16 protein-coding genes and 3 pseudogenes are annotated in these 16,930 nt (G+C 41.6%); 2 read left to right on the forward strand and 17 right to left on the reverse strand.

The genetic code is table 11. The features are described from left to right. Positions 1–119: 119 nt before the first annotated feature. Positions 120–416 carry a BMC domain-containing protein gene (locus AZ66_RS17640; RefSeq protein WP_021259276.1) on the reverse strand — a complete coding sequence of 99 codons (297 nt, stop codon included), beginning with the start codon at positions 414–416 and terminating at the stop codon, positions 120–122. A gap of 315 nt (positions 417–731) precedes the next feature. On the opposite strand from AZ66_RS17640, the gene AZ66_RS17645 reads away from it, so the two are divergent. Beyond that, positions 732–1,679, forward strand: a complete 948-nt coding sequence (locus AZ66_RS17645) for a choline kinase family protein (RefSeq protein WP_044356043.1) — start codon at positions 732–734, stop codon at positions 1,677–1,679. A 302-nt stretch (positions 1,680–1,981) separates the two neighbouring features. On the opposite strand, the pseudogene AZ66_RS17650 reads toward AZ66_RS17645, so the two are convergent. The 9 genes and pseudogenes from AZ66_RS17650 to AZ66_RS30755 form a co-directional block, all read right to left on the reverse strand. After that, positions 1,982–2,285, reverse strand: a pseudogene (locus AZ66_RS17650) (IS3 family transposase); the annotation flags it as partial. A 178-nt stretch (positions 2,286–2,463) separates the two neighbouring features. Then, entirely contained in the window at positions 2,464–4,818 is a 2,355-nt protein-coding gene (locus tag AZ66_RS17655) for a M13-type metalloendopeptidase (RefSeq protein ID WP_052648592.1), read from the reverse strand. A 108-nt stretch (positions 4,819–4,926) separates the two neighbouring features. Beyond that, positions 4,927–5,682: an ABC transporter permease gene (locus AZ66_RS17660; protein ID WP_044356033.1), complete on the reverse strand. Its 756-nt coding sequence runs from the start codon at positions 5,680–5,682 to the stop codon at positions 4,927–4,929. Next, positions 5,679–6,329 (reverse strand): ABC transporter permease, encoded by a 651-nt coding sequence (locus tag AZ66_RS17665; RefSeq protein ID WP_231586926.1) that lies wholly within the window; start codon positions 6,327–6,329, stop codon positions 5,679–5,681. The genes AZ66_RS17660 and AZ66_RS17665 overlap by 4 nt, the downstream gene beginning before the upstream one ends. A 94-nt stretch (positions 6,330–6,423) precedes the next feature. Then, complete coding sequence (locus tag AZ66_RS17670; protein ID WP_044356034.1) at positions 6,424–7,137, reverse strand: ABC transporter ATP-binding protein; 714 nt, start codon at positions 7,135–7,137, stop codon at positions 6,424–6,426. A gap of 92 nt (positions 7,138–7,229) precedes the next feature. Beyond that, the gene (locus AZ66_RS17675) at positions 7,230–7,487 is read right to left on the reverse strand and encodes an ATP-binding protein (protein ID WP_269433103.1); all 258 of its coding nucleotides are present in this window, start codon (positions 7,485–7,487) and stop codon (positions 7,230–7,232) included. A gap of 122 nt (positions 7,488–7,609) precedes the next feature. Beyond that, the gene (locus tag AZ66_RS17680) at positions 7,610–7,900 is read right to left on the reverse strand and encodes a hypothetical protein (protein ID WP_044356035.1); all 291 of its coding nucleotides are present in this window, start codon (positions 7,898–7,900) and stop codon (positions 7,610–7,612) included. A gap of 490 nt (positions 7,901–8,390) precedes the next feature. Then, a complete protein-coding gene (locus AZ66_RS17685) occupies positions 8,391–8,615 on the reverse strand; it encodes a hypothetical protein (protein WP_044356036.1) in 225 nt (74 codons plus the stop codon). Positions 8,616–8,755: 140 nt separating this feature from the next. Next, positions 8,756–9,087, reverse strand: a pseudogene (locus AZ66_RS30755) (winged helix-turn-helix transcriptional regulator). A 165-nt stretch (positions 9,088–9,252) separates the two neighbouring features. Here AZ66_RS30755 and AZ66_RS33835 point away from each other — a divergent pair. Further along, positions 9,253–9,543, forward strand: a complete 291-nt coding sequence (locus AZ66_RS33835; RefSeq protein WP_442950306.1) for a flavin reductase family protein — start codon at positions 9,253–9,255, stop codon at positions 9,541–9,543. Between the two features lie 319 nt (positions 9,544–9,862). Here AZ66_RS33835 and rpiA read toward each other — a convergent pair whose 3' ends face one another. The 7 genes and pseudogenes from rpiA to AZ66_RS17725 all read right to left on the reverse strand — a co-directional run bounded on the left by rpiA (position 9,863) and on the right by AZ66_RS17725 (position 16,806). Next, positions 9,863–10,558, reverse strand: coding sequence for a ribose-5-phosphate isomerase RpiA (gene rpiA, locus AZ66_RS17695; RefSeq protein WP_044356037.1), 696 nt, complete (start codon positions 10,556–10,558; stop codon positions 9,863–9,865). A gap of 499 nt (positions 10,559–11,057) precedes the next feature. Then, positions 11,058–12,029 carry a glycerophosphodiester phosphodiesterase family protein gene (locus AZ66_RS17700; RefSeq protein ID WP_044356038.1) on the reverse strand — a complete coding sequence of 324 codons (972 nt, stop codon included), beginning with the start codon at positions 12,027–12,029 and terminating at the stop codon, positions 11,058–11,060. 240 nt (positions 12,030–12,269) lie between these two features. After that, the gene (locus tag AZ66_RS17705) at positions 12,270–13,202 is read right to left on the reverse strand and encodes a DMT family transporter (RefSeq protein WP_231586928.1); all 933 of its coding nucleotides are present in this window, start codon (positions 13,200–13,202) and stop codon (positions 12,270–12,272) included. A gap of 34 nt (positions 13,203–13,236) precedes the next feature. Beyond that, positions 13,237–14,648 (reverse strand): annotated as a pseudogene (locus tag AZ66_RS17710) (NAD(P)-binding domain-containing protein). Positions 14,649–15,032: 384 nt separating this feature from the next. Beyond that, positions 15,033–15,290 (reverse strand): hypothetical protein, encoded by a 258-nt coding sequence (locus AZ66_RS17715; protein ID WP_044356040.1) that lies wholly within the window; start codon positions 15,288–15,290, stop codon positions 15,033–15,035. A 98-nt stretch (positions 15,291–15,388) separates the two neighbouring features. Next, a complete protein-coding gene (locus AZ66_RS17720; protein ID WP_044356041.1) occupies positions 15,389–15,604 on the reverse strand; it encodes a hypothetical protein in 216 nt (71 codons plus the stop codon). Next, positions 15,601–16,806 carry a sensor histidine kinase gene (locus AZ66_RS17725; protein WP_231586929.1) on the reverse strand — a complete coding sequence of 402 codons (1,206 nt, stop codon included), beginning with the start codon at positions 16,804–16,806 and terminating at the stop codon, positions 15,601–15,603. Before AZ66_RS17725 ends, AZ66_RS17720 begins: the two co-directional genes overlap by 4 nt. Positions 16,807–16,930 lie beyond the last annotated feature (124 nt).

Consider the following 16,930-nt stretch of genomic DNA (forward strand, 5'->3'; position numbering starts at 1 on the left):
CTACACTTGGCCGCTTTGCACACTGGCATCCGCGCTTCCATGATGAATACAATTCCAAAGGTTTCAATGAAACCCAGTGCATCATGCTTGCTCATGAACCTCTCTCCCTACCCCGGCAATCATGCGTTAATTGCATGCGCTTTCACAATTCCTGCAATAGAACTGAGCGGGCGCGGCATCACATTATAGGCAGTGACTTTGCCAATCTTCGCTGCCGCTTCAGCGCCAGCCTCTACTGCCGAACGAACCGCTGCCACATCACCTTTTACCATTATCGTTACGAGTGTGGAACCAACATTCTCATAGGATACTAGAACAACATCTGCTGCTTTAAGCATAGCGTCCGCTGCTTGGATGGCAGGAACCATGCCCAATGTTTCCACAAGCCCGAGAGCTTCTTCTCCCCGGTACTCCATTCGAATCTCACCTCACATGGGTCATTTTTATTTGTGAATTCGATGTAATAGTAGATATTTAACTCTTACTAGCAGGTTAACATGGTTCTCCCCGTGATTATGGAGGATTCGGTAGCTGATTTTTGGATTCTAATGCCCCCTTTACCGACAATCTGGTACAAAAACGTCTTTCTTGCACGACAAGTACCAGAACGACCACAAGCGTGTCCATTTCATTGAATTACTCCTCCTATCTTGCTATAATTGTGGAAAAATCTGTGCGGCGAGTGTATACATTGTTAAAGCATGTATATGGAATGCCGAGAAAAGGCCATCATGAAACCTCTAAACGACTTTTTATCCAAACAAATGAATATGGAAGACCTGGTGCAGCAAAAACTCCGTCTTTTTTTTGAAGATAAGAGTATTGTTTTTGACAAATCTCGTTTTGCGGGCGGGTTGACCAATTATAACTACATTATGAATATCCACGGAACGGAGTATGTGATTCGCAAGCCCGGTAACCTGACTGATCAAATGATCGATCGCAGGATAGAGCGTGTGAACAACGGCATCGCTTCGGAGTTTGGCGTGAATTCGGAGTGTATATATTTTGATGAGGAAAGTGGCATTAAGATCAGCAAGTATATTCCCGATAGCACAACGCTTGCCGCGGCAGGCCCCTTGGCTTTGCCAAGCTTGCAATCCGTTTCTTCTCTACTGAAGAAGATTCACGGTAGTCCCAAGCACTTCCTTAACAAGTTTGATTGGCTCAGTGAACTTGCCAAATATGAAACCATTGTCGCGCAGCTCAACGGAGAATTGTTTTTTGACTATGCCTCCTTAAAAGAACAATTGCTTCGTTTCATGCAGGATCATCTCAAAAATGTCATTTCCGTACCTTGTCATAATGATACGGTTCCGGAGAATTTTCTTGCAGATAGGAATGGCAGCGTCTATTTGATAGATTGGGAATATTCTGGAATGAATGATCCGGCCTTTGATATTGCTGCATATATCATCGAATCGCGTTTGACAGCAGAGGCGATTGACCAGCTGTTTGAAGCCTATTACGGCAATACGTTTACAGTGGATGATCTGATGAAGGTCAAATGCTATATGATGGCCCAAGATTTGTTGTGGACGGTATGGGCCCTGCTGCGCCATTATACAGGGGATGATTACCTGGATTACTGCTCGCTGCGCTATAACCGCCTGCGTCGGAATATTCAAGTATTAAGCATGCAACCGGATTACCCTACTGCCGACATGGTGATGCCCTAGTACTAACGGTCGCTTGCGCTGTAATGAAAAAACTTTGGAGGTTAATCCAGTCTCTTTAAAAACGATTGACCGGTCAGATAATATACAAAAAACCAGTACTTTCTTATGGGACTGACCCCCGTTTGTGAGACAGGGATCAAAACACCTTACAAGTTTAAGCAGCCAGTCGTCGGAAATTAACCGGCGACTGGTTATTTAGTTTCGTTTGAATGCGAATTAAGTTATAGTAGGTAGGTTTGCGTTTCTTCACCTTGACTCGACATTGTATACCTTCACGCTGCATAATCCGTTGTTCACACTACTTCAGGTGACACCTCCTTTCCAACTCCTTGTACTTTTTTAGGACATCTAGTTGCTGCTTAAGGAAACGATACTCTGCTTTCACTTTTTCCAGTTCTGATGTGTATTCCGGCCCTTTACCGTAGCTATATTGCTTGCCTACTGGCTGTTCCAGACGATGGAGTTCACCTTCCCGATACCATTTCATCCAGACTTTTAATTGAGTCACATTTTTGATGCTTAGCTCGTTCATTACTTCTTTCACTGGAATACCAGCTAATCTCCTTTCAATTTCACTTCCACCGGGTAGCTCACTCTAGTTGCCAACGCAAAAACACCTCCAAGATTGTCTCCCTTACCTTACGATATAAGGGTATTTCTCTTGAAGGTGTTTTGATTTGTCTCACGTTATGGGGTCAGTCTCGTTTTCGGAGCCAGCTTTTTCAGCTTCGTTAATTTTATTGTCCCTTAATCGTGGAAAATAAAAGGCTTATTTATTGCAGGCTTACCAAATGCTCACGCGGTCTTTAGGAGCGACGTACATGGCATCCTTTTCGTTTACTTGGTATGCTTTATAGAACTCTGGGAAGTTCAAGACGGTACGGTTTACGCGTACTTTGTTTGCTGAATGCGTGTCTACTGTCGACAGGTACGCAGCCGTTTCCTTACTCATGGTCATACGCCAGATCGTTGCATAACCTTCAAAGTAAGCTTTGAAATCTGGGTTTTCCATTTTGGACAGCACTTGAAGCGATGCGGCCATACCACCAAGGTCGGCGATATTTTCGCTTACCGTCAGCTTGCCATTATTGTACACGCCAGGAAGCACCTCAACATGGTCATAGTAGGAAATAACCTGATCACATTTTTCCTGGAATTTTTTAAAGTCTTCCGGAGTCCACCAGTTAACCGCATTTCCGTTTTCATCGTATGCAGAACCTAAATTATCAAAAGCATGGCTGATTTCATGTGCAATGACCATGCCGATCGCTCCCAAATTCGTTTCGCGTTTGGCTTTGATATCATAAAACGGAGCTTGCAGAATGCCCGCCGGGAACACAATTTCGTTATTCAGCGGATTATAATAAGCATTTACCTCATAGGTGCTCATCATCCAGCTGCTCTTATCGACAGGTTTTCCAAGCGAAGAGAACGCTTGTTTTTTGAGTGCTTTATTGATTGCCACTATGTTGTCAAACAGCGATCCGCCGTCCGCAAAAGTTTTAATCGAAGCATCCTTCAAGTAATCATTCCACTGATCCGGATATCCGATTTTGATTGTCATTTTATCCAGCTTTTTGATGGCTTTGGCTTTGGTTGCTTCAGACATCCAGTCCAGCGCTTTGATCCGTTCTTTATAAACCTCTATGAACTGCTTAACCATCTGTTCAACGTCTTGTTTGGCTTCTTTCGTGAAATATTTTTCTGCGAATTCCTGGCTGAGATACTGACTCATGACGGTTTGGGTGGTCATGACCGCCATTTCTTCATTTGTCTTTTCGCCTTCAATTCCATACAGCTGGGCTTCAAATTCAGTTGCCAATTTCAGAAAATCTCCCGATAAAGTGCCACCGGCATTCATCAACAAAGTGGCTTTGGCGTAGGCTTTAATCTTGTCTAGATTTTTCTCGTTCAAAACTTCCGCGCTTTTATTCAATAATCCAATGTCGGTTACAATCACTTTGTCCGCTTGATCTACCTGGAGTTCTTTCATATATTTGCCCATATCGATCGATTTAAAGAGCGCGATGAATTTATCTTTGGTGTAAGGATTATAGTAGTTTTCCACTTTCCCCTGATCCTGAAGATCCATTGAGGATGCAGCCAGTTCTTTTTCGAATGCGTACACATCTTCGGCTTGCGCTTTTGCCGCTATCTCGTCGGTACCGGACAGTACAAACAATTGGGTCAGGTAGTTAGTGTACACCTTTTTGGTCTTTTCGTCGCCGGAGACATAGCTGTTCTTGTCAAGCCTCGTGCCAAGGCCCGAGAAATACAACGCATTGACGTTACTGTCCTTCGCGTCGCCCATCACGGCAAAAGACAACAGACCGCCTTTCGAGATTTCGTTCTCCATCTTCATGCTAGTATCAAATAATTCTTTGACTGAGGAAGCCTTGTCCAGATCTGCTAAATAAGGTGCAATCGGTTTGATCCCTTGCTTGTTGCGACTTTCCATATCGAGTACCGATTTGTAGAAATCGGCGATTTTTTGCTCTTTGGAGCCTGCTGGGTTTTGTTTTTTTACAAGTTCATCGATGATTGCTTTAGTCCGGTCTTCGTTGGCTTTTGCCAGCTCGTTAAATACGCCGTTGGACATTTCGCCTGCTGGGATCTTGGAGTCGTTCAGCCATTTTTTATTAACGTATTCATAATAATCATCGCGTGGATTCGAACCCTCAAGGGCCATAACCCGCTTCGTCAGCGTAAGCAGTTGTTCTTTCGTGACATGATCGGAAACGCCGAGTTTTCCGTCCGGATAATCGGTAAGAACCCCAGAAGCGATCAGCTTGGAGATTTCGTCTTGTGCCCATTTCGGTACGTCAGTAAAGGATGCAGAGGTGTTGGCCACGCGCAAATCATTGCCTTTTGGCGCAGGCAGGTTCGAAAACGCGCGGCTGAGCATGATCAAAACTTCAATTCTGGAAACTTCCTGATCCTCTTTGGCATCTCCTTTGCTGTAACCTTTCAAAATATCTTCTTTTTTGATGCCCGGATTGTAATCGTCTGCGGCATTCAGCAAAAATTCTACAACTTCTACCCGTGTTACGTTCGGTTTAGCTTCTTGTGCCAACGCTGTTGCCGGCAGCATGGTCAGGAACAATGATGAGGACAATAATAATGCTGCAATTTTTTTCAAGTCTTCTCCCCCTAATTTTGGATTGAACCTCATAGGTTCTTAGACCTTCGAGGTGTTATTATCCTTTAAGTATACGGCATAGTTTTGGAAAAATCATGAAACCTTAACTTAGGCATCTCGTTTACGGAAAAATACAATAGCTACTGTAATAAAGATCAGTGTCCATAACATTGAAATACCTGTTCCTTGCATTAGAGTAAGGACATTTATTTCATCAGAGGAAGGCGGCATATACATATAATATCCTGCCGTATCCGGAAAATAATTAGGTAGAAAATCTCTCGACAATGGACTGACAACGAAATAATAACCAAGCAGTACCACTAAAGCAGGAGTGGTTTGTCTTACTAAAGCACCTATAGCCGCGCTGAGAAGTGTGGTTAATGTTAGATAGCCTGTTACGCCTAATAATGCTTCTATCATTGTGTTTATTTCAAACCCTACTGCTATGTCCCTCATCCTAATAAAAGTATAAAGTACACCTGATGCAGCAATAAGAAAAGCCGCAGGAATTGTTATTATTGCCAATGCCAAATGCTTCGCACATAATTGAAACCCACGCCAAGGTATGGTAGTTAATGTAGTTCGAATCTGTCCACCAGTATATTCCGAACATGTAGCTAAAGTACCCAGAATAATGAACCCTGCTTGAAGAAATCCCATAGAAGCAAACCCTATATTCAGTATACTTTGCGTTCCTGCTGCCTCTTGCAGACCAACAGAAGTAAAAGCTGCGGCTAAAACTAAATTAAGAATGTATGTACCAATAAGAGTTAGCCATATCAATGGTAATGTTACTAATTTGTCCAGTTCAGCACCAAGGATTTGTATTTGTGTTATCTTTCTACCAGAAGAGACACTCATGCTGCAACGTCCCTCCTATGGAATACAATAGCTGCAATAATGAAAAAAACGGCTACCCAGTCAAACATGACTAAACCGCCTGTGAACGGTGTGAGAAATCTGTCGCTCATAAACATAAACATTTCAAGGCCAGCTCGATCTGGTAAGTAGAACGCCAACTTTGTAACCTTAGAAAGCAGGAAACTGAATGATACAAAGGATGTATTTATGATGAGCACAGCAATCGGAATAATTCCATTCTTAGCTAGAACAGTAATCCCAAATGCTAAAAGAGCAGTGAATGCCCAGTAACAAACTGCACCGATCAGTTTAGACCATTCAAATGCAGGGGTATAATCACCGAGAATAAGATGCGTGGCTGACACAGTTGTCATAATAGCAACAATACAAAGCAGTATGCTGATCACTGTCACAGCGCATCCTTTTGCCAGCAAAAAATGAAGCCGTGATGAAACAACCGTTAAACTTGTTGTAATCTGTTGTCCTCCACCCGACTCACTGCTCTCTGTCAAATACTCACTGCTAACAGCAAGCACACCAAGGATGATGACACCTTGTACTCCAAAACCTAATCCAATATAACCAACTTCTGATAGCCGTGTGCTAACTCCAGCTATTATCTCCTCTTTTTGTGCTATACTGTCCAAGGCAGCAATGACCGCTGGGGCAAATGCTCCAATAAGAAAGCAAGCCAAATGCTCGGCAGGGAGAACAATTTAGATAATTCTGCGTTGAATGCTCTCATCTAACATCACCTGCATGTTCAGATGTCAGGGCAAAAAAGGCTTCCTCCAGTGTAGAATGGTTACCTATAATTTCTTCCAATGTTCCATCCGCAACGATTCTTCCGTGATTAATAATCACCACATCATCAACAGTCTCTGCAAGCTCTCCCATGAGATGACTGGATAGCAACACCGTGTTGCCAGACGCAGCACGTTCACGTAAAAATGTCCGAATCCAGCGAATTCCTTGTGGATCGAGCCCGTTTACGGGTTCATCTAAGATCAATATTTCGGGATCACCAAGAAGTGCAGCTGCCATTCCAAGTCTTCTCCCCATGCCAAGGGAATAACTCCCAACCCTTTTCCCAGCTGCATCAGTAAGACCTACTATTTCCAGAACTTCCTCGACACGTGAGCGAGACAATCCTGCGGCACGAGCAATCCAACGCAAATGTGCCCGTCCTGTTCGCATACGATGGGCTCCAAATCCATCAAGTGCGGCACCTACTGTTGTTAGAGGATTATGTAATTCTGCGAATGGCTTGCCATTAATTAGTGCACTCCCTGAGGTGGCACGATCTAATCCAAGCAGGATGCGAAGTGTAGAACTTTTACCTGCCCCATTTGGACCTAAAAAACCAGTTACTCTGCCTGGTCTAGCTTTAAAACTGATACCTGACAGGATTTCCCCAGATCCGCGATGTTTCACCAAGTTATTAATTGTAAGCAACCATAACACTCCCTTTCTGTTATGGTTCTCATTATAAAGAAGCAAAGTTACATCTCGGTTATCATGCTGTTTACTTCTGGGTTAACTTTAAGTTACTCTCTCCCAATAGCTACTCTTGTGCCATTTTCATTTGATGTAAAGTCAGCCTTCAGCTTCATTTTTTTCAACATATAATTTAAAGCCGATAAACCAATCCCCGCTCCACGCTCATAGGATGAGTTATTCATACCTGGACCTCTGTCTGCAACAATGATCTGTTCTTTTTCTATATCAACCACAATGTTTGCATATTTCCCCTCTGCTGCATGACGAATAATATTCTGAAATAAATTATCCATAACCCGTGTCATCCATTTAGGCCGTCCCTTTTTTTGTCCTTCAAGGGGTTTATATGCAACTGTTTAAGTGTGCAGGCTTCGGAAGCTGCTCAACAAAATATGTTTAATCAACTATCGTGTCTTGTTAGCGTAATCTATACATACTTCCAATCACTGTTGTCTAGCTCAAAACTTGCGATAGAACTATGGAGTGCCTCTTCGATTGATCCCATATCAAAATCTTGACAGACTTCCCAGTTCTTATCGCATAGGAACAGATAATAATTATTGGAATTGTCGTATTTCGCAAGTGCTAACCCTGTAATGATTATTTCCTTAGAAGAGCCATTATCTTCTTCATATAGCATTTTTGCGATTGGACGGTTCACATCATTATCCACATACATTATCACCTTCGCACCGTCCAAATGAGCAGGTACAATCATTGAATACCTCCCTACGGTTTGCTCCCTTGTTTCATTGAACAAACGTGTCCCGTTTAGTTTAATGGAATTTTTTTGATTGGAGAACAGTGCCTCTTTAACGATAACTCGTTTTACAATATATTGTTACTTGAGAATGTGCGCCATTATGGAATTGGAAAGGTTTGTCTCAGTCGGCTGTTCTCCTTCAAACCTAAACTTAATAGTTGCATTCGCAATTACTGTTTCTTTTTCCTTATCCCTAAGCATTTCTTCTGGACTTATATGATCGGCACAAGTGTTTCCCCAACACTATGAGCTTTGATACACATGAATGGATTCTTCATTAACGTTGACTTCTGGCTGAGGAGGAGTATTACCCAATTGTGGTTCGGAAAGGCCTTCATCTGAACTGCAAGCACTCAATAACAGGTTCCTGGCTGTATCCATACCGCTTGGTTATAAATGTTCAATATTGTAGCAAGATCAACTGTTCTGCTCTCTATCCTTTCAACTATTTATTCTTCTGCTTTGCAACTTGCGTACCGCCGATGATAAGCATGATAATCCCAATTACTGCTAGAATAATCCGAACTAAGAATGGACTTAATGAAAACACAGTTTCACCTTGCAAGTGCAATCCGAACAACCTTTCATTCAGACCTACAATCGCCAATACTGGCTTAAGAAACAAACTCAACGCTAATAATACGATTCCCCAAATAATATTGCTATTCATTAAATCAAAACCTCTCTTCTATTAAGATCATACCATTCAGACCCACACCCATCTCAACTATAGCAACGTTGTAAATTACCTCCACTATATTTTACTGTCTGGTTCCGTAGCTGCTATTTTCTGCAGGCTCAATACTTAAATTACTTAGGGAGATTGTGCATCCCCCATTTGCACATAGCCTCCAGAATCGGTATCAAGGTTCTGCCCCTTGGAGTTAAAGAATATTCCACCTTAGGAGGTGTTTGTCGATATTCTTTCCGGTTGACAATATTGCTTTCTTCTAGCTCCTTCAACTGGGAACTCAGGACCTTGTGAGTAATGTCTGGAATTCGCCGCTTGAGCTCGCCGTAACGTATAACCTCTTGGTGGATTAATTGATGATTTTCATTTTCCATTTGCCGCCAATCACGGTTAACGTATAGTTAAACGGAGTCAGGCTATGTTGTTTTTCCGTAGATTCGGTCTGTTTCATCATCAAGTTCCCTTCCCTTAAAGTAAGTACTCACTTTAAAGTGCATACTATTTTTTTGAGGATATGTGTTAGTATGAGTTCTAAGTAAGTACACGCAGTTAACTTCTCTCTGGTTTACAGTTTAAACCGAAACAGCTGCCGGAGAAAGTAATGAAAGAATAATTTATTCGGGATCTCGGAGAGTATGTTATTAATATGGTTTCCGAGCCTCTAGTCGAAGCGATGCAGCGTTCGTCAGCTAATGTCGGGCCGTTACAGAATGAGTTTGAACTTGCAGGAGTCACGCCCAAGCCCTGTAAGTGCGTCAATGTACCAGCGGTACTTGAAGCCCCGATCGCTTTCGAGCTAAAACTCAATCGAATTATACCCGTCGGCGGAGATCATCTGGTTCTTGGAATCATTGAGCACATCATCAACTTCTTGTCATTTTCATTCGATAAGAAGTTGATGACATAAAACAAAAAAACCGCATAAAATGCGGTTTTTGCAGATATTTCTCTGGCAGCAAGAAACGTCTCAAGAACATGCTCCATGCCTCGCGGGTATACCCTGGCAATAGATCCAATTGCTTTTCCGGGTGCAAGAACTCGGAAATGCCGTATTTGTTACCAGCACTGTAATCCAAAACGCGTTCTCTAGCGCGGGGTGAAAGCCGTCATATCGATGTCGATTACTACAACGGGGACTTGCCCATTGCAGTAATCTAGACTACCTTGTCTATAACAGCATTTAAACTAGCTGCTTGCTTCTCCGGTTAATCAACGTTGGAACTCTGTCATTTTGAACCATCGCGGAAACATCTCGTCCCCTCCTTATCCCCCATGATGACCTCATTAGCAATTCCGATGAACAGTCCGTGTTCGACGATGCCGTTCATTCGGGAAAGCTCATCGGCGAGACGTTCTGGTTGATCGATAGATGCGAACTTGCAGTCTAGAATATAGTTGCCATTTTCGCTCAAATAAGGTACAGGCGGTGTCCCAAAAGAGCGTAATTTCGCTTCGCCTCCCAAGTCCCTAAGCTTCTTCGCGATCTGGCCCCACATTAGCGGAATCGCTTCGATCGGTAGAGCGTATGTGCGTCCGAGTACGCTTGCTTGTTTTCTGGAATCCGTAATAATAACCGTTCTAGCGGAACAAGAGGCAACCAGTTTTTCCTTTAGCAAGTAGCCGCCTCCCCCTTTTATTAATCGTAGATACGGATCGAATTCATCTGCTCCGTCAACGGTAAGATCAATTTTTTCCGGAATTTGAGTCGTGATCAGTGGAATGCCAAGTAATGTACAGAGGCGCTCCGTCTCTTTGGACGTAGGCACGCCGATTACTTGAAGCCCTTCTCGCACTTTCTCTCCGAGAAGTTGGATAAAGTGGCTTGCCGTGCTTCCGCTTCCGATCCCGATTATCATTTTGTCTTCTACATAAGCCAGCGCCCTTAATGCAGCTAGCTTTTTTTCTTGTTCATAATTGGTCATGTGTCGTTTCACCCACGCAAGCTAGTTGATTTTTTTGATACAACCTCTTCAACGAACTATTTGGTCTTAACAAAGGCTTCCTCCTCCGTATCAACCACTTCCGCTATATATGCTTCATAGTGTAGAATACTTTGTATTTTGTTCATGTGTATAAAAGTATATTCAAGCCCTTGTCGCGCCTATCTTCCTATAATAGATGTTGTAGGATGACAAGAACTTTGGGACATTCCTTTTCCCTAATATAAAGTGGATTGCTAACGTCTTTTTCACGAAGTTCGTGCCCCCCTGTTTCTAGGGTGTTCACGCCCAAATCCTTAAGTATAACTTCGAACCATTACGATGGAAATGTAATTCTGAAAACAAAAAGAGGCATGCCAGCGTTACATTCTGATGGCCGTGCCTCCTATGTCTGATTCCATTTTCTTTCTTATTCCCTAATCGCTATTCCTTACTCCGTGCCGCATTATAATGAAGAATCAACTATTTTTGATGAATGAAATCATTTAGTAACTTTATCAACCCTATTTGTCCATATATAGCCCTGATATCCTGCTGGAATTTTTTCGAGGCTTTCTTTTGTATCAAATCCTTCTGACCATTTACCATTTCCCTCTACGATTACGACCCGCGTGTTAACAGACTCCATTCTATCAATAAATTTATTTGGCCAACCCCATAAGAACTTCGCATAATTTAAAGGCAAATGCAGCTCCATATTATGCAATTCTTTCGGAATATACCCCGTCCAACCTAATAATTCATATTTTAAAAGTGCATTTTTCATCATTGTTTTCGTTAACAATTTCAACTCTGCATGTTTTGAACGTAAATAATCAAACCCTTCGCTGTCTCCATCACCATAAACTGTTATTTTATCTAATTGATCCTTAGACAATTTACTTAAATAAGAATCCCACAATACTTTTGTTGTTTCCATATCTCCATCTTTGTCATGAATTAAAAACTCTTTATTAGGAAAAGCTGCAAACACCTCATCTAAGCTTGGCATCATGCCAATGCCTTTGCCACGAAAAGGATAGCTCTCACCATTATCAGCCGTATATTTATAGCCGACATCTAATTTCTTCAATTCGTTCATTTTATAATCTTTGACTTCACCTTTACCATTTGTTCTATACTCTAAAGTAAAATCATGAAAAACAGCTAATTGATGATCCTTCGTTAACTGAATATCTAATTCCACTACGTCAGCACCATGATCAAATGCTGCCTTCATAGAAGGAATTGTATTTTCTAAATAAGGGTGCTCAGGTGGATAAATGATTTCAGCTGTATTCGTATCATACTCTACCTGTGAAATATCAAAGGTTTGAGCCAACCCTCTATGAGCTAGAATCTTATAATTTGTATCTTTCGAGTAAAATAGACTCGTATTATTCATCCAAACCATAACAACCAAAAGGGTTACCCCCAAAATGATATATGTCTTTTTCTTTTGTCTTTTTTTCATTGTTTATCCTTTCTTTTCTTACTTTAAAATGAATTTACAATGTCATATCCTATATATAAGAGTATTAGAACTTTTAATACAGTTCAATGTATAAAAATGTAATTTAGATAACGATTATCTGAAAATCAAATCTTTTTCTCTTAGTGACACAAGCAATATGTTCACCGAATTTCATTGAATCATTCAATCAAACAAATAAAAAAGCCGCTTCTACGCGGCTTTTAAGCATATACGTTCTTGTCATCTGACATCTTTCGTATTACATTTTTCCTGCGCTCTATTTAATAATGAAGCATTAACCTTTTTCCCGCGATAATTCACGAAATAAATACTTACACCTACTAATAACAGCCCTACGACAAGGCGGTAAGTTACCTGTTCATCTAAAAACACCGTACTGATGATTACGGCAATGATCGGTACAAGAAACGTGAATGTACCGACTTTGCTTGCCTCTCCTGCATGAATAAGTTTATAGTAAATGATATAGGCTAGTGGAATTCCGAAAGTGGAGCCGTATCCGAGTCCAAAAAGGTACTTACCATTCCATTCAATTGCTGACCAGTTTTCAACAATGGTTCCAGTACCTATTAGAATAACTCCACCAATTATAAACTGCAAAGACACCATCCAGAAAGCATCTACTTCGCTGCTCACCTTCTTCACATAAACCACACCAAGTGCCCAGCTAAATGCCATAAGCAACCCTAAGACAACACCAATGATCGATACATGAACGGTTAATCCGTCCACACTGACAACTACAATTCCAATAAATCCAATAATCATACCCATAATTTTAAACAGCGACATGTACTCTCCAAGCGAAATCCAAGCAAACAATCCAAGCAGAACGGGCTGAAAATAGACAAGCACGGAAAATAATCCTCCTGGCAAATAACTAAGCCCTACTGTCTGTAGCCCAAAAAAAGAGAATCGTATTAAAGAATGCTGAAATACAATATTTTTGACCAATTTTGACGCCATTTGATCCTGTCCCTCATTTTTATATATGAGAGCTGCAAGGATAAGGCCCCCAATTACTGTACGCATACCTGCAAATAATAACGGGGGCGTATAAGGCACAGCCATTTTATAGATTGGCCAACTTCCACCCCAAATAAAGACTAATAATAGTAAGGCACACGTCGATATTGTAAAGACCTTCCCCAATTTCCTATCCTCCCTTCAATAGTTGAATAGGAAACTAAGGCTTTATCCATTCTCCAACAAATTCAGCTTCATCATAAGAATAGAAGTTATTCAGAATATCCTCCCGATTATCAATGAACAGTTGGTCTGCTACAGCTGAAACGAGTCTAGGTATCCCATATCTCATTCCAGGGAGCGAAGAGGCCGAAATACCACAGCTAACTATAGCTGAAAAGTTAAAACAAAAAGCCCATGAAGAAGCTTTGTATCCTTTTTGTCACGGCATGTGAACGTAAAGTCAGGGCTAAGGTATGGATAAGCATCAAGCTTATGGTTGGCGATCTCAGCAGGTGCATGATAATAGTCGTCCCAACGTGCAATATGGCGTTCGAAGAGCTTTAGCTCTGGACGTATAGAATGATCAGTTACAAGACCAGTGGAAATGATTAGGAAATCAAAAGTGGAATTACCTTGTGGAGTCGTGACCACAGCCTTTTCAGCTTCATGCTGTACGTCAAGCCATCGTGCACCTAAGTGTAATTGAAAGCCAGGGTGTGAGGCTGCACGTTCAAACGTGTCATTTGTAGGAGGTTGATGCTTAAAGTAATGGGCTATAACGGAATATTTATCAGCATCAGATAGAACATGAAAACGTTCAATTAGTCCTGATACCCTCATTTGTCGAAGTGGGTTAATACGCGGCATCTCCGTGCGGCGAACAAACACATGAGCCGACCTCACGCCTTCAGATAATGCAAAATTGGCATTGTCAAAAGCTGAGGCCCCACCGCCTAAAATGGCCACCTTCTTGTCTTTAAGGGCCTTAAAGTCAATGTCTTCTGAAGTGTGTGCATAGAGGTAACGAGGTAATGTTTCGGAAATCATAGATGGTACGTGCCATTCCCCTCCGCCTTGAATCCCTGTAGCTAAGATAACCTTGCGTGCCAGCAATGGTTGAGAAGATGCTCCCGCTCCTTCCATATGCAGTCGATAAACATTTTCCCCTGCAGGCTCAATAAGCTTCACCTTTACCTCATTAACAACAGGTAAATTAAGAACCTTTCGATACCAACGTAAATAGTTCATCCAATCGTTCCGTGGAATCTTATCGATGTCTTCCCAACTTTGTGATCCAAATTGCGCTTCCCACCAAGAGCGAAATGTCAGAGAAGGAACTCCAAGATCAATGGATATCAAATCTTTAGCTGTACGCAATGTCATCATACGAGCGTAAGTCACCCATGGCCCTTCATATCCTTCTATGTTTTCGTCGATGACAAGGATATTAGATATTCTTTCACGCAAAAGCCCAAAAGCCACGCCTAAGCCACACTGGCCCCCTCCTATAACCACGGCATCGTAGACATGCCCCTCAGGATGGCGGGCCCGGTATACCCAGTCCTCTCCCCCAAATGCAAGATAAGAAAGATCCCTTTTGACTTGTTCATTCAAAGCTTCTAAACCCATGTTTTTCAACCCTCCCAAAATATGACTTATTATCTTCTGAACGAATCGTTAAGATTCATTACTTTAACTGAATGGCGGCTTTTTCTTGCACCGTCTTATGAGCAACACTGATGTGAATACAACAATTTTCATTAAAACTTTCTGAAATCATCTACATTGCCTCACCTCCTTAATTTCACAGTTAATATACCCTACCCCCCTATAGTATGTAAAGGGCTATTATAAAAATTTTAACAATTTTTTTAAGGATCTCCATGAAACGAAGGAACTTCAGTTGTCACATTAGTGTTTCTATTTAACGTCATAGAGCGAAAACACGAATGACCCGTATAATTCCCTATTATACGGGTCACATTTCTATCAAACTTTACGATTAGTCATACATTAAATCGATCCTGTTCTTTTTCCTTGCATCATTGAATTATTTTGCATCATTCCCTGATAGTTAGAATTTCCTCTTCTCTGATGACAATTGTTGTACATTTGCTCTAATTCTGAATCATTCATATTTGGATGCATCTCTTTCATAAAGGGAAGCATGTCTTTAAAGGTACCTGGATTCACATCTGCCGCATAGACAGCAGTTCCGATTCCAAGAGTCAGAACAGTTGCACCAACTATCGCTATGAACTTGTTTTTCATGTTGTCACCTCCCGATGAATTACTTAAATCATACTCTTCAAATATGTTGAAACTGTGTAGGTTGGTGCAGATCCAAAAAAAGTGACTCCTCATTGAAGTCACTTTCTATTTCGTTTATGCTTTTTTAATCGAATTATTCGGTAAATGCGATAAATGACAAAACCTAAAACAACTATTCCTATGCATGTCGCCGGTTTGAAATAACCCATTCTACTTATGAAAGTATCCCCTTGATAATACATAGCCGAAACGGTTAAACACACCAGTCCGATCGTCACAAAGAATGCGGCGATCAACCAGTCCACTTTTTTCATATCGACTCCTCCTGTATCGTCGGGAGAGCAAATTGAACCGTAAAACAAGTACCAATCCCCTTCTTACTGGTAACCAGAATGTTTCCATCCTGCAGCTCCACTAATTTCTTTACAATGGATAGTCCGAGTCCCGTACCGCCAGTTTGTCGTGATCTGGACTTCTCTGCTCGATAGAAACGTTCAAAAATGTACGGAAGCTCCTCCTCTGGAATACCAATGCCTGAATCCTCTATGGAAACAGAAACCGTATCATGAGTGTGACTCGTATGGATTCGAATCGTACCCTGTTCCGTATAACGTATCGCATTTTCCAATAGATTGATCATGATCTGTTCCATTCGCATTCCATCCCCACGGATTAGCGGAATTGAATCAGTAAGATGAACGCTAAGTTCTATCCCTTTCTCCCTTGCTTTTAAAGTTACCCTATTAACGACCTGATTTATAATGTCATTTATATCAACCCACTCCATGACAAGACCGACCTTACCTTCTTCCATTTTCGAAAGTTCAAACAGATCGTCAACCAGATGCTGGAGGCGAACACCTTCTTGATAAATGATGTCTAGATAACTATCCTTCTCTTCTTCTGTTTGATACAAATGGTTTTTCACCACATTGGCATATCCTTTAAGGTGCGTGATCGGAGTTCGGAGTTCGTGAGAAATGTTGGCGAAAAATTCTTGCCGTGTATCTCGATATCGCTGTAAGTCGGTTGCTAAATCATTGATCGCCTCCGCTAGATCACCAATTTCATCTTTTTGTTGAATTTCTAATCGTGTTTCTAACTCTCCAACGGCAATTCTCTTTGTCGCTTGTTGCATAAGAATGAGCGGTCGAGAAAAGAGCTGAGCCATAACCCACGTTATACCGATGGCAAGTAAAAAGGCTCCTGCTCCAGAAAGGAGCAGCAGATTTTGCACAGCAGCAAGAGACTTATCCATACTTAGGGTAGAGGCCATTACATAAATTGCTGAAGATACTTGATTTTCGTGATAGATCGGTTGTCCAATCACGACATAACGATTGCCTAATGGATCTTGGTGTTCTAAGTTGATGGAATTTCCAGAGAAGATCTTCTTAATATCTTCTGGATGGATAAACGATCGGTCTGAAGCAATGTGTTCACCTGTATGAAGCGTTATCTCGCCTTTAGAGTTGATATAAAACATACTCACATTTGAAAAATCTGCGAATGTCATGATCATTTCCTCTGAGGATGACTTCGTTGTTTCTGCCATCGAGATGAAATGAGAGGTCATCTCTGCGACCTCCGTTCTCATCTCCGAATGATAGAAGTTAGAGAACATCTGATAGATACTTACG

This window comes from Paenibacillus sp. E194, from assembly GCF_000935845.1.
GTDB classification, from domain to species: Bacteria; Bacillota; Bacilli; order Paenibacillales; family Paenibacillaceae; genus Paenibacillus_B; species Paenibacillus_B alvei_B.